The organism is Pseudoalteromonas rubra (assembly GCF_001482385.1).
Taxonomy (GTDB): domain Bacteria; phylum Pseudomonadota; class Gammaproteobacteria; order Enterobacterales; family Alteromonadaceae; genus Pseudoalteromonas; species Pseudoalteromonas ardens.
The window spans coordinates 3,038,604-3,058,384 of sequence record NZ_CP013611.1 but is presented as its reverse complement, the minus strand read 5'-3'; the positions used below and the strand labels follow the sequence as shown (position 1 = coordinate 3,058,384).

The following is a 19,781-nucleotide window of genomic DNA, read 5'->3' as shown; positions in this document are numbered from 1 at the left end:
AAACACATTAACATGACAGGATTAGCAGCACACTGTACAGGCAGGATCTCTTTCCAATGTAAATTGTCTCTGCTGCAAGCTTAACGCATCAACCACTATCATCTCACTCGCCTTGTCTGGTACACCAGAGACAATCAAACTGACCGCTTTCATCGCCTGCATAGAGCCAATCATGCCAAGTAAAGGACTGACGACCCCGGCATTTTGACAATTTAATTCAGTAGACGCTGGCGACTCAGGGAAGACGCAATGATAGCAAGGAGACGATGTTCTGAAGTCAAAAGATATAAACTGTCCCTGAGTGCCCAGCGCTGCGCCAGAGATAAGTACTTTGCGTTCACGCAGACAATACTGATTCAGCAAGTAGCGCGTGGCGAAGTTATCGCTGCAATCAAGGATCCAGTCACTGTCTTGCAGCACCGTGTCTATGTTGCTCGTGTCGAGTTTTAATGACAGTGGAATAAGTGATATTTGGTTATTCAAACTCGCTAAGACTTTCCCTGCTGCTTTTGCTTTTGACTGGCCAATATGATTGATCTTATACAAAATCTGCCTTTGTAAATTCGACAACTCAACTGCATCATCATCACAAAAGGTCAACTGGCCAACACCGCTTGCCGCTAAGTAAAACAGCGCAGGGCTTCCCAGGCCACCACACCCAATTACGGCCACCCGGGCCGCTTTGAGCCGCATCTGGCCAGCTTCAGATACTGCATTGAGCAGTAAATGGCGGCTGTACCTCAACCGCTCTTTGTCACTGAGTTCTGTACTCATGATTCGCCAGTGGCCCGCTTAAGGTCAACAATCGCTTGCCTGTGGTCACTGGCCTCGGTAATGGCACGCACCACAGCAACACTCCCGACACCCGTTGCAGCGACCTGATGAGCACGAGTCAGGTCGATCCCCCCAATAGCTACCGTGGGGTAAGTCTCACGCATCAGGGGCACAAAATGCCTGAGTTTCTCCAGCCCCTGGATCTGACCTGTCATGTCTTTGGTCGTAGTCGGGTATATCGCCCCAAACGCCAGATAACTGGGCCGGTAGTTATGGGCACGCAGCATTTCGTAAAAGCCATGTGTTGATACCCCAAGACGCAGCCCCGCCTGCTGAATGGCAACCAGATTAGCCGAATCCAAATCTTCCTGACCAAGATGGACACCATAAGCCCCATGACGAATAGCCAGTTCCCAGTAGTCGTTTATAAAGACCCGGCCCTGATACTTTTCCCCCAGGGTGATAGCACACTGGATGTCTTCTTCCAGCGTAGCCTTGTCAGCCTGCTTAATTCTGAGTTGCACCGTTCTCACGCCCTCAGCCAGACACTTTTCCACCCAGTCTACAGAATCAACAACGGCATAGAGCCCCAACTCTTCTCCCACCGGCGCAAAACCCGCAGCAAAGTTAAACTCTTCGCTAACCGCAAACTCCAGCTCATCGCCCAGCCAACTGCCCGCTTCTATGACCTGTGGAAAATCGCTGATCTGCTCAGGGAATCCAGCATGGGCCAGTGGCCCCCTGCCCTCACCAAATCGCTGTGCCACTTTCAACCCCTGATTGATATAGGCTTTGGCCAGAATAAAGGCATCTTTGATAGGGTAGCCTTTCGCCAGACACGCGGCGACAGAAGATGCAAAGCTACAACCAGTGCCATGACTGTGTGGTGTTTGTATCGCCTCATTGCCAAGCCAATACTCTTCGCCTTCGCTCCAGCAATAATCGATACAGTAACCGTTAGGGTAATCCCAGTGACCACCTTTAATAATCACCGATTTCACCCCCAGATCCCTCAGTTTAAGGGCAGCGTCTCTGACTGCGTCTGGGCCAATTAGATAAACCCCGGTCAGTACCTGTGTTTCCTGCGTATTGGGCGTGATCACGTCAACCAGCGGCAAGAGATACTTTTTCAGCGCGTCCAGGGTATCTTCTTCGGTCAGCGCATCGCCACTGGATGCAATCGCAACAGGATCAAAGACCACCACAGGCGGCCTTTCCCAGCGGCTTTTGTACTGTGCCAGGTGCTCTGCAACCAACTGGATCTGCGTACTATTAGCCAGCATGCCAATCTTAATCACAGTCGCTTTTAAATCAGCTTCAAGCGCCAGTAACTGAGATTCCAGCACTTCACTGGACACCGCGTTAATTTCCTCTACCGCGAGGCTATTTTGCGCCGTCAGTGCGGTTACGGCCGTGCAGGTTTGCACACCAAAACTGTGCATAGCTTTCACATCAGCCTGTATGCCTGCTCCCCCACCCGAGTCCGACCCTGCAATGGTCCATACCAGTTCAGCCACAATTACTCCTACTTATTCTGTTGAACATGGGCGCATGATAAAGTGCGATGCGCCACACAATCTTCACGACACGTAAACGTGTGTTTAATTCTGATGCCAAAAAGGCATACCCATAGTTGGGGTAGAAGGCGCCGCCACCTCTTTCTCAGGCATCGCCTGCGCCACATAGGCAGCACGCCCGGCAACCACCGCGTGATGAAAAGCGCTGGCCATAGTCACCGGACACCCGGCACCCGCAATGGCCGAATTTAACAACACCGCGTCATAACCCAGCTCCAACGCTTGAACGGCATGAGATGGTAAGCCCAGCCCTGCATCGACAATCAGGGTATGATTAGGCAAACGCTCTCGAATGGTTTGCAAATTATAGGGATTGAGTAAGCCTTTACCAGTACCTATGGGGGCACCCCAGGGCATCAGGACTTCGCAGCCCAGATCCGCCAGGCGCTGACACACCACTAAGTCATCGGTGCAGTAGGGCAGCACTTTAAACCCTTGTTTTATTAAAATCTCGGTTGCTTCGAGCAACGCAATCGGATCTGGCTGTAAATTGTATTCATCCCCGATGAGTTCCAACTTTATCCAGTCAGTGGCAAACACTTCGCGACACATTTGCGCCAGTGTCACCACTTCTTTAACACTGTGACACCCGGCGGTATTGGGTAATACCCGCAAGCCAGTATCCTTGATCAATTGCCAGAAATCATCCCCGGCAGACACAGAATTTTGTCGCCGTAAAGAAACTGTCACGATTTGTGCCTGAGAAGCCAGCAAACTTTGCTGCATCACTTCCGGCGAGGGATAAAGTGCTGAGCCTATCAACAATCGACTGTCAAACTGCTCTCCATAAACCGTGAAAGGCATATCCGTCTGCATCATCACCCCCCCTGAATAGGCGATAACAACTCAATGCTGTCACCTTCTTGCAGTCGCTGTTCCGCCAATCCGCTGCGCGGTACAAACTGGCCATTGAGTGCAACCGCGTAAGGTGCTTTCGCCCCCTGTGCTTCAATTACCTCTAACAGAGAGTGTGGCTGCGACAACGTGAGTGCCTGACCGTTGTAACTAATATTCATAATACCCCTTGTTGTAACGCTTGTTGCACCACCGCAGGTGCCAGCAAAAAACCGTGTCGATACAGGCCATTAATTCGGATCACATTGCCTGTTACACTGATTTGTGGTCGATTGTCTTTATATGCCGGGCGTAACCCTGCACGCAGAGACATCACACGTCCCTCGGCAAATCCACTGTGCACCGTATAAGCCGCCGATAGCAACTCCAGCGTCGAACGTACGGTGATATCGCCCCGATCCTGAGACTCAATTTCGGTGGCTCCTATCACAAACTCATGGTTTGGCTTAGGTGCAATATAGAGTGGGTAACGCGGATGCATAAGACGCACTGGGCGTTGTAAGTTCACCTCAGGCGCATGAATGCGTGCAACTTCACCCCGCACACCACGCAACCCCGGGCTCTGTGCTTTTGCGTCTAACCCGCGGCAATCGATGATCCAGTCAAAGGCGTCACCATTCACACAACCCTGTTCTATCTGTGCATCAGCCCCCTCATGAAAGTACACACCCATTTTCTGTAATGTACTGAGACTCGCCGCAAAGAATGCCAGATTATCGAGTTGACCTTCACAGGGTAAATACAACCCCTGATGAAATCGACCGGCTAACTCAGGCTCTAACGCACCAATGCCACGGCCATCCAGACTTTGTGCCTGATGACCAGCCAGAGGCTTAAGGCGACGCTGAAAACTCAGTAAATCACCCCGGTCTTGCTGATGTGCAACGATCACGGTCCCTTGCTGCTGAAAAAACACCGGCGTATCAAGCTTGGCCAGCAACTCAGGCCATAAGGTCATCGCTTCTAAACCCAGCTCCGCCAGATCTTGTTCACAAATTACAGATTCAGCCATAGGTGCGAGCATAGCAGCAGCTAAAGTACCGACGCTGGAAGGCGCCGAGACCGGGTCACGTTCAAAGATACTCAGGTGATAGTGTTCGGCCAACATCAGGGCAGTAACCCGACCGATCAGGCCAAAACCGACGATGGCAACACGCGGTTTATTTGTCTGGGACATCTTGCCTCCATGCGGACCCAATTGGGCCCGCCGTCTTCAATCACAGTGCTTTATGGTAAAGCTCTGAGCCCGTCTCTTTGAACTCACGTGATTTATTTTTCATTTCGGCTTCTACGTCGATCATTTTTATCGCGATGGCTTCACCTGCATTGTTTGGATCTATGCCTTCAGCTTCCAGCTGCTTAGCATAATCACGTACATCCTGGGTGATCTTCATTGAACAGAATTTAGGGCCACACATAGAACAGAAATGTGCGACTTTACCCGATTCCTGCGGCAGTGTTTCATCGTGATAAGACAGCGCACGCTCCGGGTCCAGACTCAGATTGAACTGATCGTGCCAGCGGAACTCAAAGCGTGCTTTAGACAAAGCATTGTCACGAATTTGTGCGCCAGGGTGACCTTTGGCCAGATCGGCCGCATGCGCCGCAATCTTGTATGTGATCAGACCCTCTTTCACGTCTTCTTTATTTGGCAGACCCAGATGTTCCTTCGGCGTCACGTAACACAGCATCGCCGTACCGTACCAGGCAATTTGTGCCGCACCAATACCCGATGTGAAATGATCATAACCCGGTGCTATATCTGTGGTCAGTGGGCCAAGGGTGTAAAAAGGCGCTTCATGACAGTGCTTTAATTGCTCATCCATGTTTTCTTTGATCAGGTGCATAGGGACATGGCCCGGACCTTCAATGAATACTTGTACGTCGTGTTTCCAGGCGATCGTTGTCAGCTCACCTAAAGTGCGTAACTCAGACAGTTGCGCTTCGTCATTGGCGTCTGCAATTGACCCCGGACGCAAACCATCACCCAGAGAGAAACAGACATCGTACTGTTTCATGATTTCACAAATGTCTTCGAAGTGTGTGTACAGGAAGTTTTCTTTATGGTGCGCCAGACACCATTTCGCCATGATAGACCCACCACGTGACACGATACCTGTGACACGCTTAGCCGTCATGGGCACATAGCGTAGCAGTACACCCGCGTGGATTGTGAAGTAATCCACACCCTGCTCTGCCTGCTCAATCAGAGTATCGCGGAAAATCTCCCAGGTCAGATCTTCAGCCACGCCATTCACTTTTTCAAGCGCCTGGTAAATCGGTACCGTACCGATCGGCACAGGAGAGTTACGCACTACCCACTCACGGGTTTCATGAATATAACGTCCAGTAGACAGATCCATCACCGTATCTGCACCCCAGCGTGTTGACCACACCAGCTTTTCCACTTCTTCCTCAATAGAAGAAGTCACCGACGAGTTGCCTATGTTGGCATTTACCTTCACCAGGAAGTTACGACCCACAATCATTGGCTCTGTTTCAGGGTGATTGATGTTGTTTGGCAAGATGGCGCGACCACGAGCGATCTCAGAGCGCACAAACTCCGGGGTAATGAAATCCGGGATCTCCGCACCAAAAGACTGACCTTTGTGCTGCTGTGCCAGTAACTCTTCACGGATCTTGGCACGCCCCATATTTTCACGGATCGCAACATATTCCATTTCCGGGGTCACAATGCCACGACGCGCATAGTGCATTTGCGTAACGTTTTGCCCGGGTTTAGCACGGCGTATTTTAGGCAAGTTTTCAAAACGAATATGATCTAACCCTTCGTCTGCCATACGCTGCTGAGAAAATTGCGAGGTGACCGACTCCAGCACCTCTGTATCATCCCGGTCCAAAATCCACTGTTCGCGGAATTTCGGTAACCCCGTGCGCACGTCCAGCTTGAACTCAGGATCGGTATAAGGACCCGACGTATCGTAGACACGAACCGGCTCATTTTGCTCATAGATCGGATCTTCTTCAGTGCCACCAATAAAAGAATCGCTCAGGGTAATCTCACGCATTCCGACGCGTACACCCGCCTGCTCGCCATCAACATAGACTTTTTCAGAATTGGGAAAGGGTTGTCCGGTAAGATTGTAAATAAAGTCCGACGCGGCCTCGCGCGACTCACGACGTGATAACTTGCTACTGTTGTTTGACATGACATGCCTCATTATTAAGTTAAGGTGTCTTGTCAGAACTCCACAAAGGGAGCGAGAAGGGTCCAAACCAAACTCACAGCAGTGAATACTGTGTGCTGGTTTCATTCAGTGGAGCATGTTGGCACAGGCACAACATGGCTGGCAACCTAGATATCTTGCGATATACCAACTTAGGTAGCTTGTTCCCTACGCAGGCATTAACCTGATCAGGTCCACGGATCCCGCAATACTGCGATCTCAGCCCAGATGGGCACTCCGACAAGTAACGAACTGTAAAAAAGTGTACTGAATCGCGCCTAGTTAGTCAAAGGCTCTGCGTCCAGCGCTTTAAATTGCCAGGTCTTCTGGCCTTGCATATGTAGTTTGCTATTCAGGATGGTAACGGTCACGCCCTGCTCTAACATCTCCAGAAACTGCATTTCTTGCGTATCCAGCGCATCGCCACATGACTTGCGAGTCATGCCTAACTGAGCCAATTTGAGCACATCAGATTCCATGTTGCCCTCAGCAAAAAACCGATTACAACCCGCAAATCCAACCACCTGTAAAGCATCGAGAAATTCGATTTCGATAGCTGTAGCATCATCAACACTACGTCCATCAACCTGAGTTAACTGCCAGTGAGAGTGCTTAAGCTGTTCCCTGGTTACCTTCCCTGTACTGGAACATGCCATCAATATTACGCACATTAGGCATAAAAGAATGGAAATTTTCATGGTAAACCAACCGCTTAAAATATGATTAATATTATAACGTCAGGCGGTATGGAAAAGGCAGTAAAAATCTGTAATTTTCTGCCTTTTTAGTAAAAAAATCAGCCGAAAAGCTGATCAATTTCCTGAGGTAGGAACGGACGACCACGTTCATTCACCGATGTGCCAGTAACAACGGCATCCAGCATGAGTTTATCGTCTTGGGTACGGATAATGCGCTGAACAAATGCGAACTTCAGTTTACTGACGCGCAATGTTTCGACTTCTACGTAAAAAGCATCACCTGGCTTCAACGAATCTTTATAATTCATTTCAGAGCGGATCACCACCAGATTGATTTTTTGCTCAGCCAGCGCGGCGAAATCGATACCATTGGCTATCAAAAATTCATGCCTCGCGTGTTCCAGATAATTAAAATAAACACTGTTATTCACAATGCCCTGTAAGTCACATTCGTAATCCCTGACTTTGAAATCAAGCTTAAATGTCATGGCTTTTCCTCTTCACTAAGTTGCCGAATTTATAACACATATTAACTGTTAACTGGTCGGGCTTTTGCTACACTGTGCGCAATCAAAAATGGAACAAGATAAGACATGAAGCTTAAACTTTCTCTGCTTAGCACCAGCCTGTTGGCTGCCCTGTCATACCAAGCCGTGGCTGACGAATCACGCACTGCCGCGCCCCTTGAAACCATTGAAGTCACCGGCGACTTCCAAACAGAATCTCTGCAAACGTTGAGTGCCAGTGCAAGCGTGATGGGTGAAGTAGAAATGACCCACCGCGGTGCCAGTTACCTCGATGAGCTACTGAACAGCACAGCCAATGTTAACTTTACCGCTGGGGCATCACGTGGCCGCTTTGTACAAATCCGCGGAGTGGGCCTGCGCTCTCAGTTTGTCGACCCAATCACCCCCAGTGTTGGCATGCTGGTCGATGGTATTAATTACTCTGGCCTGGGTGGCAGTGCTCTGCTATTCGACATTGATCAGGTCACCCTATATCGCGGCCCGCAGGGCACACGCTTTGGTGCCGATGCAATGGGCGGGATCATCGATCTTCAATCTCATGCACCCACTCAAGATACTGCGCTTAAACTGCGCGTCGGCGCAGGGAATTATAACAGCTACGAAGCGGGCCTAGCTGCGGGTACCGGATTAACAGACAATACGGCCGCCCGTGTCAGTCTGTATCAGCGTGGCTCTGACGGGTATGTCGATAACCTGTATCTGAATAAGCCGACTCAGGATCAACAGGAACGACTGGCACGTTTTAAACTAAACAGCCAGCTTACAGACACACTGACTGTGAGTCTGGCTGTGCACCACATTGATATTGATAACGGCTACGATGGATTCACTTTGGATAATACACGTAATAGCGTAGCCAACCAGCCAGGTAAAGACACACAAAACAGTGATGCCTTTGCACTCAGTGCACTGTACACTGGACTGAGCGCCTTTGATGTAGAAGTCCAGGGTACGGGGTTACAAGCGGATACTGAGTATAGCTACGATGAGGATTGGACTTGCCATGATGCAACCCAACCTCAGCTGTGCGCCGCCGGGTTACACCCAGATCACTATGTCAGCTTCGACAAGTACCTGCGCGATCATGAACGCGGCAGTCTTGAAGTGAAACTCAAAGATAAACAAGGCGACTGGGTTGTGGGTGCCTACGCGCAGCGTCGTGACGTTGACCTGACTCGCCAATACACTTGGTTAAACACTGATTTTCACTCCAGCTATGATGTATCCAGCCAGGCGCTATTTGGCCAGAAAGTTACGCATCTGAATGAACAGACCCGCTTGATCACCGGGCTACGAGTTGAGCGCTATGACAGTGAATACACAGATACTAACGGCTTCACCATAGATCAGGATGAGACTATGATGGGCGGTAAGCTGGCTCTGGAGTATCAGGTGGTGCCACGTACCATGATCTACACCAGCCTGAGCCGCGGCTATAAAGTTGGTGGTGCCAATGGTGAAGCACTGGCAAAAGCGAAAGATGAAGGCTTCAATATCCCCGCTTCTGCGTTCTCCTTTGAACCCGAATACCTGTGGAATGCTGAATTCGGTGTGAAAGGCCAATCTGAAGATAAAAAGCACACACTTGCCGTCACAGCCTTCTATATGGAGCGCGAAGACATGCAGCTTAAGCAATGGCAAATTGATGGTGTGCAATTTGCGGGCTTCATCAGTAATGCAGGTAAAGGTGAGAACTACGGTCTGGAAATCGAAGGTCAGCGTCTGATCACAGATCGGCTGACGCTAAACTACAGCCTGGGTTATCTCGATACTAAAATTGAAGACTTTATCACCACATCAGGTGATAACGTCGATGGCCGTGAACAAGCACAGGCACCCAAATATCAATATGCATTCGCAGCAGACTACAGCATTCTGGAAAACCTAGTGGTAACACTGGGCCTGGAAGGAAAAGATGATTATTTCTTCTCGGACAGCCACAATGAGCAGGCTCCGAGCCAAAACCTGATCAATGCCAGTGTGAGTTATTATGGTGAACAGTGGTCATTGACTGCCTGGGGACGTAATCTGGCCGATCGTGACGTGCCAGTCAGAGGGTTTTACTTTGGTAATGATCCACGTGATGGCTACACGGCGCGAAACTATGTTCAGTACGGTGAGCCTCGGGTATTTGGCCTGACATTCACATACGATCTGTAAACCTAATAAAAAAGGCGCTCGATGAGCGCCTTTTTTATATTCCAAACGAATAATATCAAGTCATTATTCCGGCAGGTTGCGACCGTAGAACACTTCCTGGATCTCACGATTCAGACGCTCTCGGATCTGCTCTTCCTCACCTGCATCCAGATCATCGGTTGTGATGCCGAATAAATAGGTATTGAGATCGGTTTCTTTTAGCATCATCTTGGTGTGGAACAGGTTTTCCTGGTACACATTCACATCCACCATGTGATATGCCTCTTTGGTGTCTTCCGTCATATAATTCTGGATAGAGTGGATCGCATGATCTATGTAGTGTTTTACGCCGTTCACGTCACGTGTAAAACCACGTACACGATAATCTATGGTCACGACATCTGATTCCAGCTTATGGATCAGGAAGTTGAGCGCCTTCAGCGGAGAAATAATGCCACAAGTCGATACTTCGATATCAGCACGGAATGTACAAATACCATCGTGCGGGTGTGCTTCAGGATAGGTGTGTACACAGATATGGCTTTTATCCAGGTGCGCAACAACCGAATCCGGTAACGGACCAGGCGCTTCATTGCTGTCAAATGTCTGTTGTTCTACTGGCTCTTCTGATACCAGAATGGTGACACTCGCCCCCTGAGGATCATAATCCTGACGCGCAATATTCAGTACATTGGCACCAATGATATCGACAACATCGCGCAGAATGTCGGTCAGACGGTCAGCACTGTACTGTTCATCGATGTATTCCAGATATTCTTTTCGCTGCTGCTCGGTCTTTGCATAGCAAATATCATAGATACTAAAGCTTAAACTCTTAGTTAAGTTGTTAAAGCCATGGAGTTTAATTTTATCAAAGGGCTTGTTCACGATAGACCCACCTTAAAACGTGAAAATCTGCGCTGCAGAAATAAAAGTTCGCGGATTTTATACGAAAATAGCGTCTCGAAAAAGCACTATTTTGCGCTGTTTTCAACCACCTCATGGCTATGGGTAATTTCTACTGCTTTTTCAAGCATTAAGGCCACAGAACAGTACTTCTCGGCAGACAATTGTACGGCCCGTGCCAGGTGCTTTTCAGACACATTATTGCCAGTCACTACAAAGTGTAGATTGATCTTTGTAAATACTCTAGGTGCGCTCTCAGCGCGCTCTGCCGTCAGTTCCACAGTGACATCACTGACATCCTGTTTGGCTTTTTTCAGGATACTCACCACATCCACCGATGAGCAGCAACCAGCTGACATCAACACCATTTCCATCGGGCTGGGTGCAGCACTGTCAGCACCGGTATCAAAAACCACATTATGACCAGAATGAGATCGCCCAATAAAGGTATCGCCGTCAACCCACTTCACACTTGCTTGCATGTTTATTATTCCTCTAGTTCCTAAAACTAATAACACCGCCATAAGGCGGTGTTATCGTTAATTCCTGACAACCAAAACAGCGTCAGTTAATTGCATTATCGAACAGGTTTTTCACTAACCCGGCAAATTCTTCAATAAATTCTCGTTGCTCTTCGGTTACACGTTGCTCAGTGACGCTGGAGAGTACTTCCTGCAAATCATACACAATGCCGTCAACTTCTCTGACAATCAGGCTACGTTGTTCGGTCGTCAATCCGGTCTGTTGCTCACAGAGGCGGATCACGTGCTCAGCAATCACATCTTCTATTAACTCCAACACCTTAGGTGCATTGGCTTTCACCACACCCGGCTTCTCAAACAAGGCTAAGTGTTGCGTTAGGTACATGACTAACTCATCGTATCCTTGTTTATCTAAAACCATATATTGCCCACCTGAATGTATCAATGACATCTCCTATTGATTTAAGCAGAAACTAGTTTTGATTGCTACTTTTGATATTTACTGACCAACAAAAAAGCAGCCAAGTTTTACGCAAGGCTGCTTTTTCCAATACTAAAGAGTGAGAATCTAACGGTAATCCACCTTAGTAATAAAGGGGAATCTCACCATTTAGGATTTTACTCGATTGTCAGGCCCGGACTCAAGGTACCTGGCAAAGTTACTTTGTCCAATTCTACCGAAGCCACAGGGTATGCACAGTAGTCTGCTGCATAGTAGGCACTTGCTCTGTGGTTACCAGATGCACCGATACCACCAAACGGAGCTGCACTCGAAGCTCCTGTGATAGGGCGGTTCCAGTTAACAATACCAGCACGGCTGCGACGCAGGAAGTGCTCGTAATCCGCCTGATTGTCACCCAGTAAACCGGCAGACAGACCAAAGCTGGTGTCGTTGGCCTTTTCAATCGCCGCATCAAAGTCGTTGTAACGGAAAACTTTCAGCAACGGACCAAAGTGCTCATCATCGGGGAAGTCAGTCACTTTGCTACATTCAATGATGCCTGGGGTAACAAAACCTGTGCCTTCTGTATGTGTCAGCTCAAGCAGAATCTCACCACCAAGCTCAACCAGCTGTTGCTGTGCTGCGACCATACCAGCAGCTGCGTTATTAGAGATCATAGATCCCATGAACGGCTGATCTTCAGCATCATAGTTACCAATCTTAATCGCTTTAGTCGCTTTAAGCAGTTGCGCCAGGATCACATCACCCTGCTCACCCTCAGGCAGGAACAGTTTACGTGCACAAGTACAACGCTGACCACTTGAGATAAATGCCGACTGGATGATGTCATGTACGGCCGCTTTGGTATCTGCGACATCTTTAACGATCAGTGGGTTGTTACCGCCCATTTCCAGCGCCAAAATTTTGCCCGGCTGACCAGCATACTGCTCGTGTAACAGGTGACCGGTACGAGAAGACCCCGTGAAGAACAAGCCATCGATGCCTTTGTGCGATGCCAATGCTTTACCCGTTTCAACTTCACCCTGTACCAGATTAACCACACCGTTTGGCAGACCCGCCTGCTCCCATAGCTTCAACGTCAGCTCTGCAACATAAGGCGTCAGTTCTGATGGCTTGAAGATCACTGTGTTACCTGCAAGCAATGCCGGCACGATATGGCCATTAGGCAGGTGACCGGGGAAGTTATAAGGACCAAAAACGGCAACTACACCATGGGCTTTGTGACGAATAACAGCGCGGCCCACTGGCATTGGGTTTTCAACCACACCCGTGCGCTCGTGGTAAGCTTTTTCAGAAATGGCAATTTTACCGACCATGGCACCCGCTTCAGTACGCGTTTCCCACAGTGGCTTACCCGTTTCCTGAGCAATGGCGACAGCGAGGGCTTCACTGTTTTCTTTCAATAGCTCGGCAAAGCGCTTAACTACGGCCAGGCGCTCTTCAAACGCCAGCTCGCTCCAGGTATAGAAGGCTTCACGTGCTGCTTTAACGGCACTGTCAACTTGCGCTGCCGATGCCGCGTTTGCACGCCAGATCTCTTCGTTGTTTGCCGGGTTTACCGACGCAAACGCTGCGCCTTCACCTAAGCGCCACTCACCATTGATAAACTGTGCTGCGTGTGTTGTCATAATTCTTTCCCAATTAAAGAGTTGCAATACTAACGGTGTCACCGTCAGCGATCTGAAGGGCCTTAGCTACCGCACCAGGGATGGCAACTTCCGTTGCTTTTTCTGGTAACGTTAACGTCAGTGCCGTCGCACGATATCCCGCTAGTTTATCATTAGCTATCATCACGGGGGAACCTTCTGCGTCGATCTTAACCTGATCATCAATGCGGACTGTATACTTGCGCACTTCACGCACGGTACGGATATTGTCGACTTTGGCCTCTACGGTTGGACCAGCATCGAAAATATCAACGTAGCCATTGAACGTAAAGCCTTCGCTCTTAAGTAACTCAATCGCCGGGCGGGTATTGTCATGTACTTCACCGACCACTGACTGCGCTTCTTTGCTAAGCAGATTGACGTAGATCGGGTACTTTGGCATCAACTCAGCAATGAATACTTTTTGACCAATACCGGTCAGGTAATCTGCGGTTGGAAAATCCATCGAGAAAAAGTGCTCTTCCAGCCACTGCCAGAAAGGACTGTCGCCATTTTCATCAGAGACACCACGCATCTCAGCAATCACAGTTTCAGCAAAGCGATCGCGATGCTGGTTGATAAACATGAAACGTGACTTTGACAATAATTTGCCATTTAATCCGCGACGGTATTTATCGCGTAGGAATAACGTGCACAACTCAGTGGCACCGGTGTAGTCATTACACAGGGTAAGAATATCCACTGCTTTGTAAACATTCAAAGTCCGCGATGAGTGGATCACTTTACTTAAGTGGTAGTGATAGAAGGCATCATCAAGACCCACTGCGGCTTCGATGGCACTGGTGCCAACGACTTCGCCTGTTTCACTGTCTTCAAGTACAAATAAGTAGCCTTCATCAAAAGGTACATCTGTTTCTTTAGCAAATGAAGCAACTGAACGTTCGATCTTGTTTTGCAGCAATTCTTCATTGACCGGCAATGAAGTAAAGCCATGCCCCGACTCCTGGGCAATGTTCAAAAGCGCTGAATAATCGCTTTTCTGGATTGGGCGAAGGATCATCATGAGCCCGCTTACTCCTCAAAAAATATAGATAGCTGAGTCGCACACACAGGTGCGACCCACATGTCACCGACTGAAATTAGGCGTTGTTTGCAACCACACGTGCTACAGCCGCTTCAAAGCGTGCCATACCTTCACGGATATCCGCATCAGGAATAACTAAAGACGGCGTGAAACGCACCACGTTGGCACCGGCAACCAAAGACATGACGCCTTGATTAATACCTTCAACCAGGAACTCTTTTGCTTTACCCTGATACTTGTCGTTCAGTACGCCACCCAGTAGCAAACCTTTACCACGGATCTCACTGAATACCTGGTGCTTCTCGTTGATGTCGTTTAATAGCTCACGGAACAAGGTTTCTTTTTCTTTCACGCCATTGAGCACTTCAGGTGTATTTACCGTGTCCAGCGCAGCTTCTGCAACCGCACATGCCAGCGGGTTACCACCATAGGTCGAACCGTGAGTACCAATTTTAAGGTGCTCTGCAATCTCAGCAGTTGTGATCATTGCGCCAATAGGGAATCCCCCCCCCAGCGCTTTTGCCGTAGTCAGGATGTCAGGTGTTACACCTAGTCCCTGATAAGCATATAAGTCACCAGTACGGCCAACACCCGTTTGTACTTCATCAAAGATCAGCAATGCGTTGTGCTTGTCACACAGCGCACGTACACCCTTCACAAAGTCTGCTTCTGGAGAAATGATACCACCTTCACCTTGTAGTGGTTCCATCATAACGGCACAGGTGTTGTCTGAGATCAGCGCTTCCAGTGCAGCCAGGTCATTGTAGTCACCGTGTACAACATCGCCCGGCTTAGGACCGAAGCCATCAGAGTACGCAGCCTGGCCACCGACAGTCACAGTGAAGAAAGTGCGACCATGGAAGCCTTTGTTGAACGCGATGATTTGTGATTTTTGCTCACCGAACTTGTCCAAAGCCCAACGACGCGCCAGTTTTAATGCCGCTTCGTTTGCTTCTGCACCTGAGTTTGCAAAATAAACTTTGTCTGCGAAGGTCGCATCAGTCAGTTTCTTCGCCAGACGAAGTGCCGGCTCATTGGTCATTACGTTAGACAGGTGCCAGATTTTCTCGCCCTGCTCTTTCAGCGCTGCAACCAGTGCCGGGTGGCAATGACCCAGACAATTTACTGCGATACCGCCCGCGAAATCGATGTATTCTTTGTCATTTTGGTCCCATACGCGCGCACCTTCACCCTTAACCGGGATTACTGCAGAAGGTGAATAGTTAGGCACCATTACCTGATCGAAAAGTTCACGATTGATAGTCATTTTGATTCCTCATTTTGGTGAGTACAGCACTCAACCGGGGCAGGCAGTGATACATGAAATCTCAGCGACAGCGATGTAAAAGACCTGAATTTTTCCCAATTGGTGCAAAATTCATACGCTCATTATTTCAAAAAAAAGCGCATTTGTCTCATATTAAACACCGTGCTAGCCCTTTATATTCAAGGGATTAGTATATAATTTCATTCTCAGTGAATAACTATTAAGGCGCTTAAAATTAACGCCCCTATAACTTCAAGGTGTTTACTGAGATCCCTCACTTACCCGGGATGAATGAATAAGCGAGAAAAAAGTGTGGCTTTTTTTACAGGATAGTCAATTGTAGGCTTTGCAGTGCTGTTTTTGACAGCAGATCTTGCTCTTCGCGAGTGAGTTGATTGAAGGCAAGCCAATCTTTGGCTTCATCCGCTTCTAATAAATGGGTGTCTTTTAGGACCTGATACTGTGCATAGCAATACGCTTTACGCACCACCTGAGTGAGTGGTAATTGATCGGCAGCATGATTATTCGCCTTTGGCAGATAGCTTTGCGCAAACTCTTCAATCGCGGCATTAAACGGCAAATAACGAAACTCCATCCGTTCAATCAGATACTGAGACACGGTAGCAGAGTGCTCCAGCAGTAAGTTACGCAGGAACAGCGGATCAGGCTCCAGACCAACCAGAGCGGTATGCAAGTCTTTTTGTTTTTTGTCACGGGCAATCTTTACCTTACCTTGCCAGACCCGCTCAAAAGTGCGCAAATATAATCGCGTCAGGGCTATTTTGCCAACATCCAACAACATCCCCAGCGTAAATGCATGCTGCTCTTTTACGCCATACAGCGGAGCCAGGGTTTTAGCCGCAATGGAGGTTGCCATGCTCATATCACGCAACTTGCGCTTTAATAATGGAAAAGGTTCGGTTGAGTGAGGCATCCAATGACGCACGGCAAATGTGGGGATCACCATTTGCAGGTTTTCCAGTCCCAGATATCGTAATGCCAATGCTGGCGTATCCACCTTCACCGCTGTGCCTTTCTCGCTCTTTTTACGATACTGAGGGAGATTCACCAAAGACACCAAATCTCGGCCCATCCAGGACAAGTCGTTAACCAATGGCTCCAAGCGCCCGACTGATGCCGACTTCACAGCCAGAATGTCTAACACCGTTGGCACGGCCTCCTGAATACCCACCACTTCATGATAGATAGTCTCCAAATCTTCCAGCTGGGTATTAATGGCAGCTTCGATGACCTGATGCAGATGTGTACTGGCTTTGGCAATGTATTTATGATGACTGGTACTGCGCTCCTGACGTTTGGCGGCCGCAGCAAGCTCTACCTCAAGCATAGTACGTTGAGGTATCCGTTCGCCAAAATTCATATCAAAGGTATGAATGTAGCCAATCTGCTGCTGCGCAAAGTTATGGCTAATTAGTACATCATGAGCACGCTCAGCCAGCGCTTGTGCGATCCTAAGTTGCCTAATGTCATCAGTCATCAATTATGTTCTTTTCCGGTATTGTCGGGGGTTACTTTTCTAAGGTTAGAAGCGACTTATAAAGTTATCAAGTAGCCGCAGACCATGCTCGGTCAGAATGGCCTCAGGATGAAATTGGACACCTTCCAACGCCCGCTCAGTATGGCATAAGCCCATGATTTCATCTAGTTCACCCGAACTATTTTGCGTCCAGGCTGTCACCTCTAGGGAGTCTGGTAGACTCGCTTGTTGTACAACCAAAGAGTGGTACCGACAGACCTCAAAGCGTGCAGGTAACCCTTTGAATGAGCCCCGCTGATTATGCACCAGCGTTGAGGTTTTACCATGCATGACTTGCCTGGCACGTACGACGCGTGCTCCCAGTGCCTGAGCAATTGTCTGGTGACCCAGGCAGATGCCCAGAATGGGAATTAGCCCCTGAAATGCATCAACAACCGACAGGGACACACCCGCTTCATTAGGCGAACAGGGGCCAGGAGAAATCACAATATGATCCGGGTTAAGTGCACGAATGTCAGAGATCGATAGCGCATCATTACGATGCACCACAACTTCCTGATCAAGACGTTGAAAATATTGCACCAAATTGAACGTAAAAGAATCATAATTGTCTATCATAAGTAGCATACTGCGCTATCCTTGTGATGTCGTATTAAAGCGGTTTAAATCTGATTATATCATGCCATTAAGCCTGATCAGGCTACTGACCCGATGCTTTGGTGGCAGCCTGTATCTGACTCTCTTTTTGATAACCCGACGCCCCTTTAACGATATATCTGAGTTGCCAGATCAACCGCTCGGTCAACTCTGCTCGCTGCTGTGCATCCTGATCTAATGCCTCCGCGCCGGAACTAAACACCAAGGTCACCATCGCCTCCGCCTGCATGTATGCATGATTGGCATCACAAGGCGTTTCGGTCTCCAAATAATGAGACAACTCCAAGATGAAATGTTTGATCTCTCTGGCGACAGCAGCCCTGAACGCCGGAGACGTGCCAGAGCGTTCACGTAATAACAATCGAAACTGGTTGCTGGAGGTTTCTATGAATTCCATAAAGGTGAGTACTGAAGTGTGGATCACGCTTCCGCCCCCCTTAGCAATTCTGCGTCGAGCCTGACGCATCAGCTGACGCAAGGTCAGGCCGGCTTCATCCACCATTGTCAGCCCCAGCTCATTCATGTCTTTAAAGTGGCGATAAAAGGAGGTAGGCGCGATCCCCGCCTCACGGGCAACTTCACGTAAACTGAGGTTGGTAAAGCTATGCTCAGCACTGAGCTGATTAAACGCTGCCTCTATCAACGCCTGGCGCGTTTTTTGTTTTTGCTGGGCACGAACACCTGACATGGACGCAATTCCTATAATTTATTGGCTCAGATCGACAATAGTGGGAGTCTAATACTTGACGGCGCAAGTTTGAAATACTATTTTAGCGTACAAGTGTACGCTGAGATTTAAATAATGAAAAAACCGCCTTTGTTGTGGACTAATGTCTTGTTCTTTAGTCTGTCCTTTCTTGCTGCTATAACGCTAGTCCCCTGGTATGGGTTCGAATATGGATACAGCACAACGCACTGGATTGCGTTTGTTGGATGTATGTTTTACGCCGGTATGTCGATCACTGCTGGCTATCATCGCCTGTGGGCTCATAAAGCCTATGATGTTCATCCTGTTATTCAGGTTTTCTTTGCCCTGGGTGGCGCGTTTGCGCTGCAAAATAGTGCGTTGCACTGGAGCAGTGACCACCGCATTCACCATGGTCAGGTCGACGATCCAATCAAAGATCCCTATGCCGCAACGCGTGGTTTCTGGTACAGCCATATCGGCTGGATGCTCAGAGACTACCAGGGAGATAATTACGGTGACTACAGCAATGCCCGCGATTTACAACGCAACAAAATCGTGATGTGGCAACACAAGCACTACCTGAAGCTAGTGCTACTTACCAATATCGGCATCCCCTTGTTGCTGGGTCTGATGCTGGGCGACATCCTGGGTATGCTACTATTAGCCGGCGTATTACGGCTCGTGCTCAGCCAACACTTTACTTTCTTTATCAACTCCCTAGCACACATCTGGGGAAAACGCCCTTACACCGAGAAAAACACCGCACGAGACAATGGTTTTCTGGCGTTGCTCACCTACGGTGAAGGCTATCACAATTTCCACCACATCTTTGCCAGCGATTATCGCAACGGTATTCGCTGGTATCATTATGATCCAACCAAGTGGATGATCCGGGGTCTTTCATACCTAGGCCTGGCCAGCAAGCTGAAACGAACACCGATTGAGCGGATCGAAAAAGCCAAAGCAGAAACCTTATTGAATAAGACTAAAGTTACCCTGGCGAAATTGCCTTTGGCGCAGGATAAGCTTACATTGTTACAACAAGAGTATGATTTACTGCTGAAAAAGCTTCAGCACTTCTGTGCCGTGCAAAAGCAGGTACTGGAAACGAAAAAGCATGCCATGCGCGAACAATGCGAGCAATCAGCCCTGTTAAAACAGTATCAAGAACTGGAACAGGCCTGGGAAGCGCAAAAACAGGCATGGCTGGCATTAAACTCGAGGTTGTTAAAGGGCGCCACCAGCTAACCCAATAACGGCCTCACAAGTCATTATGTAAGGTGAGGCCGTGAGTAAAAAAACCGCCACAAAAACCCCCAGTCAAAGCGCATCATACCAATATGATGCGATTATCATTGGTACAGGCCCCGG

The 19,781-nt window shown here is 48.7% G+C and carries 19 protein-coding genes and 1 riboswitch; of the genes, 2 read left to right on the top strand and 17 right to left on the bottom strand.

The window, feature by feature from the left end; translation table 11 throughout:
- Positions 1 to 21: 21 nt before the first annotated feature.
- The 8 genes from AT705_RS13240 to AT705_RS13205 all read right to left on the bottom strand — a co-directional run bounded on the left by AT705_RS13240 (position 22) and on the right by AT705_RS13205 (position 7,580).
- A complete protein-coding gene (locus AT705_RS13240) occupies positions 22 to 774 on the bottom strand; it encodes a HesA/MoeB/ThiF family protein (protein WP_058796942.1) in 753 nt (250 codons plus the stop codon).
- Entirely contained in the window at positions 771 to 2,291 is a 1,521-nt protein-coding gene (thiE, locus tag AT705_RS13235) for a thiamine phosphate synthase (protein ID WP_058796941.1), read from the bottom strand. Before thiE ends, AT705_RS13240 begins: the two co-directional genes overlap by 4 nt.
- Before the next feature lie 84 nt (positions 2,292 to 2,375).
- Positions 2,376 to 3,167: a thiazole synthase gene (locus AT705_RS13230; protein WP_058797998.1), complete on the bottom strand. Its 792-nt coding sequence runs from the start codon at positions 3,165 to 3,167 to the stop codon at positions 2,376 to 2,378.
- A 2-nt stretch (positions 3,168 to 3,169) separates the two neighbouring features.
- The gene (gene thiS / locus AT705_RS13225) at positions 3,170 to 3,367 is read right to left on the bottom strand and encodes a sulfur carrier protein ThiS (protein WP_049864894.1); all 198 of its coding nucleotides are present in this window, start codon (positions 3,365 to 3,367) and stop codon (positions 3,170 to 3,172) included.
- Entirely contained in the window at positions 3,364 to 4,383 is a 1,020-nt protein-coding gene (locus AT705_RS13220) for an FAD-dependent oxidoreductase (RefSeq protein WP_058796940.1), read from the bottom strand. The genes thiS and AT705_RS13220 overlap by 4 nt, the downstream gene beginning before the upstream one ends.
- A gap of 40 nt (positions 4,384 to 4,423) precedes the next feature.
- Positions 4,424 to 6,376, bottom strand: coding sequence for a phosphomethylpyrimidine synthase ThiC (gene thiC / locus AT705_RS13215; protein WP_049864897.1), 1,953 nt, complete (start codon positions 6,374 to 6,376; stop codon positions 4,424 to 4,426).
- A 166-nt stretch (positions 6,377 to 6,542) separates the two neighbouring features.
- Positions 6,543 to 6,644: riboswitch (TPP riboswitch) on the bottom strand.
- A 28-nt stretch (positions 6,645 to 6,672) separates the two neighbouring features.
- On the bottom strand, positions 6,673 to 7,050 hold the full coding sequence (locus tag AT705_RS13210) for an META domain-containing protein (RefSeq protein WP_058796939.1): 378 nt from the start codon (positions 7,048 to 7,050) through the stop codon (positions 6,673 to 6,675).
- Positions 7,051 to 7,190: 140 nt separating this feature from the next.
- Positions 7,191 to 7,580: an acyl-CoA thioesterase gene (locus AT705_RS13205; RefSeq protein WP_049864899.1), complete on the bottom strand. Its 390-nt coding sequence runs from the start codon at positions 7,578 to 7,580 to the stop codon at positions 7,191 to 7,193.
- Positions 7,581 to 7,685: 105 nt separating this feature from the next.
- On the opposite strand from AT705_RS13205, the gene AT705_RS13200 reads away from it, so the two are divergent.
- Positions 7,686 to 9,779: a TonB-dependent receptor gene (locus AT705_RS13200; RefSeq protein WP_058796938.1), complete on the top strand. Its 2,094-nt coding sequence runs from the start codon at positions 7,686 to 7,688 to the stop codon at positions 9,777 to 9,779.
- A 63-nt stretch (positions 9,780 to 9,842) separates the two neighbouring features.
- Here AT705_RS13200 and speD read toward each other — a convergent pair whose 3' ends face one another.
- The 9 genes from speD to fabR form a co-directional block, all read right to left on the bottom strand.
- Complete coding sequence (speD, locus tag AT705_RS13195; RefSeq protein WP_058796937.1) at positions 9,843 to 10,646, bottom strand: adenosylmethionine decarboxylase; 804 nt, start codon at positions 10,644 to 10,646, stop codon at positions 9,843 to 9,845.
- A gap of 86 nt (positions 10,647 to 10,732) precedes the next feature.
- On the bottom strand, positions 10,733 to 11,146 hold the full coding sequence (locus AT705_RS13190; RefSeq protein ID WP_049864900.1) for an OsmC family protein: 414 nt from the start codon (positions 11,144 to 11,146) through the stop codon (positions 10,733 to 10,735).
- An 82-nt stretch (positions 11,147 to 11,228) separates the two neighbouring features.
- A complete protein-coding gene (locus AT705_RS13185; protein ID WP_010386242.1) occupies positions 11,229 to 11,567 on the bottom strand; it encodes a DUF3802 family protein in 339 nt (112 codons plus the stop codon).
- A gap of 197 nt (positions 11,568 to 11,764) precedes the next feature.
- Entirely contained in the window at positions 11,765 to 13,237 is a 1,473-nt protein-coding gene (astD, locus tag AT705_RS13180) for a succinylglutamate-semialdehyde dehydrogenase (RefSeq protein WP_049864901.1), read from the bottom strand.
- Between the two features lie 13 nt (positions 13,238 to 13,250).
- Positions 13,251 to 14,279 carry an arginine N-succinyltransferase gene (gene astA, locus AT705_RS13175; RefSeq protein ID WP_049864902.1) on the bottom strand — a complete coding sequence of 343 codons (1,029 nt, stop codon included), beginning with the start codon at positions 14,277 to 14,279 and terminating at the stop codon, positions 13,251 to 13,253.
- 76 nt (positions 14,280 to 14,355) lie between these two features.
- Positions 14,356 to 15,567, bottom strand: coding sequence for an aspartate aminotransferase family protein (locus tag AT705_RS13170; protein ID WP_058796936.1), 1,212 nt, complete (start codon positions 15,565 to 15,567; stop codon positions 14,356 to 14,358).
- Between the two features lie 322 nt (positions 15,568 to 15,889).
- On the bottom strand, positions 15,890 to 17,065 hold the full coding sequence (locus AT705_RS13165; protein ID WP_058796935.1) for an HDOD domain-containing protein: 1,176 nt from the start codon (positions 17,063 to 17,065) through the stop codon (positions 15,890 to 15,892).
- Positions 17,066 to 17,110: 45 nt separating this feature from the next.
- Positions 17,111 to 17,692, bottom strand: a complete 582-nt coding sequence (locus AT705_RS13160; protein ID WP_058796934.1) for an anthranilate synthase component II — start codon at positions 17,690 to 17,692, stop codon at positions 17,111 to 17,113.
- 73 nt (positions 17,693 to 17,765) lie between these two features.
- A complete protein-coding gene (gene fabR, locus AT705_RS13155; protein WP_058796933.1) occupies positions 17,766 to 18,410 on the bottom strand; it encodes an HTH-type transcriptional repressor FabR in 645 nt (214 codons plus the stop codon).
- Between the two features lie 114 nt (positions 18,411 to 18,524).
- Between fabR and AT705_RS13150 the strand changes: the two genes are divergently transcribed.
- Positions 18,525 to 19,658: an acyl-CoA desaturase gene (locus AT705_RS13150; RefSeq protein ID WP_058796932.1), complete on the top strand. Its 1,134-nt coding sequence runs from the start codon at positions 18,525 to 18,527 to the stop codon at positions 19,656 to 19,658.
- The last annotated feature ends 123 nt before the right edge of the window (positions 19,659 to 19,781 follow it).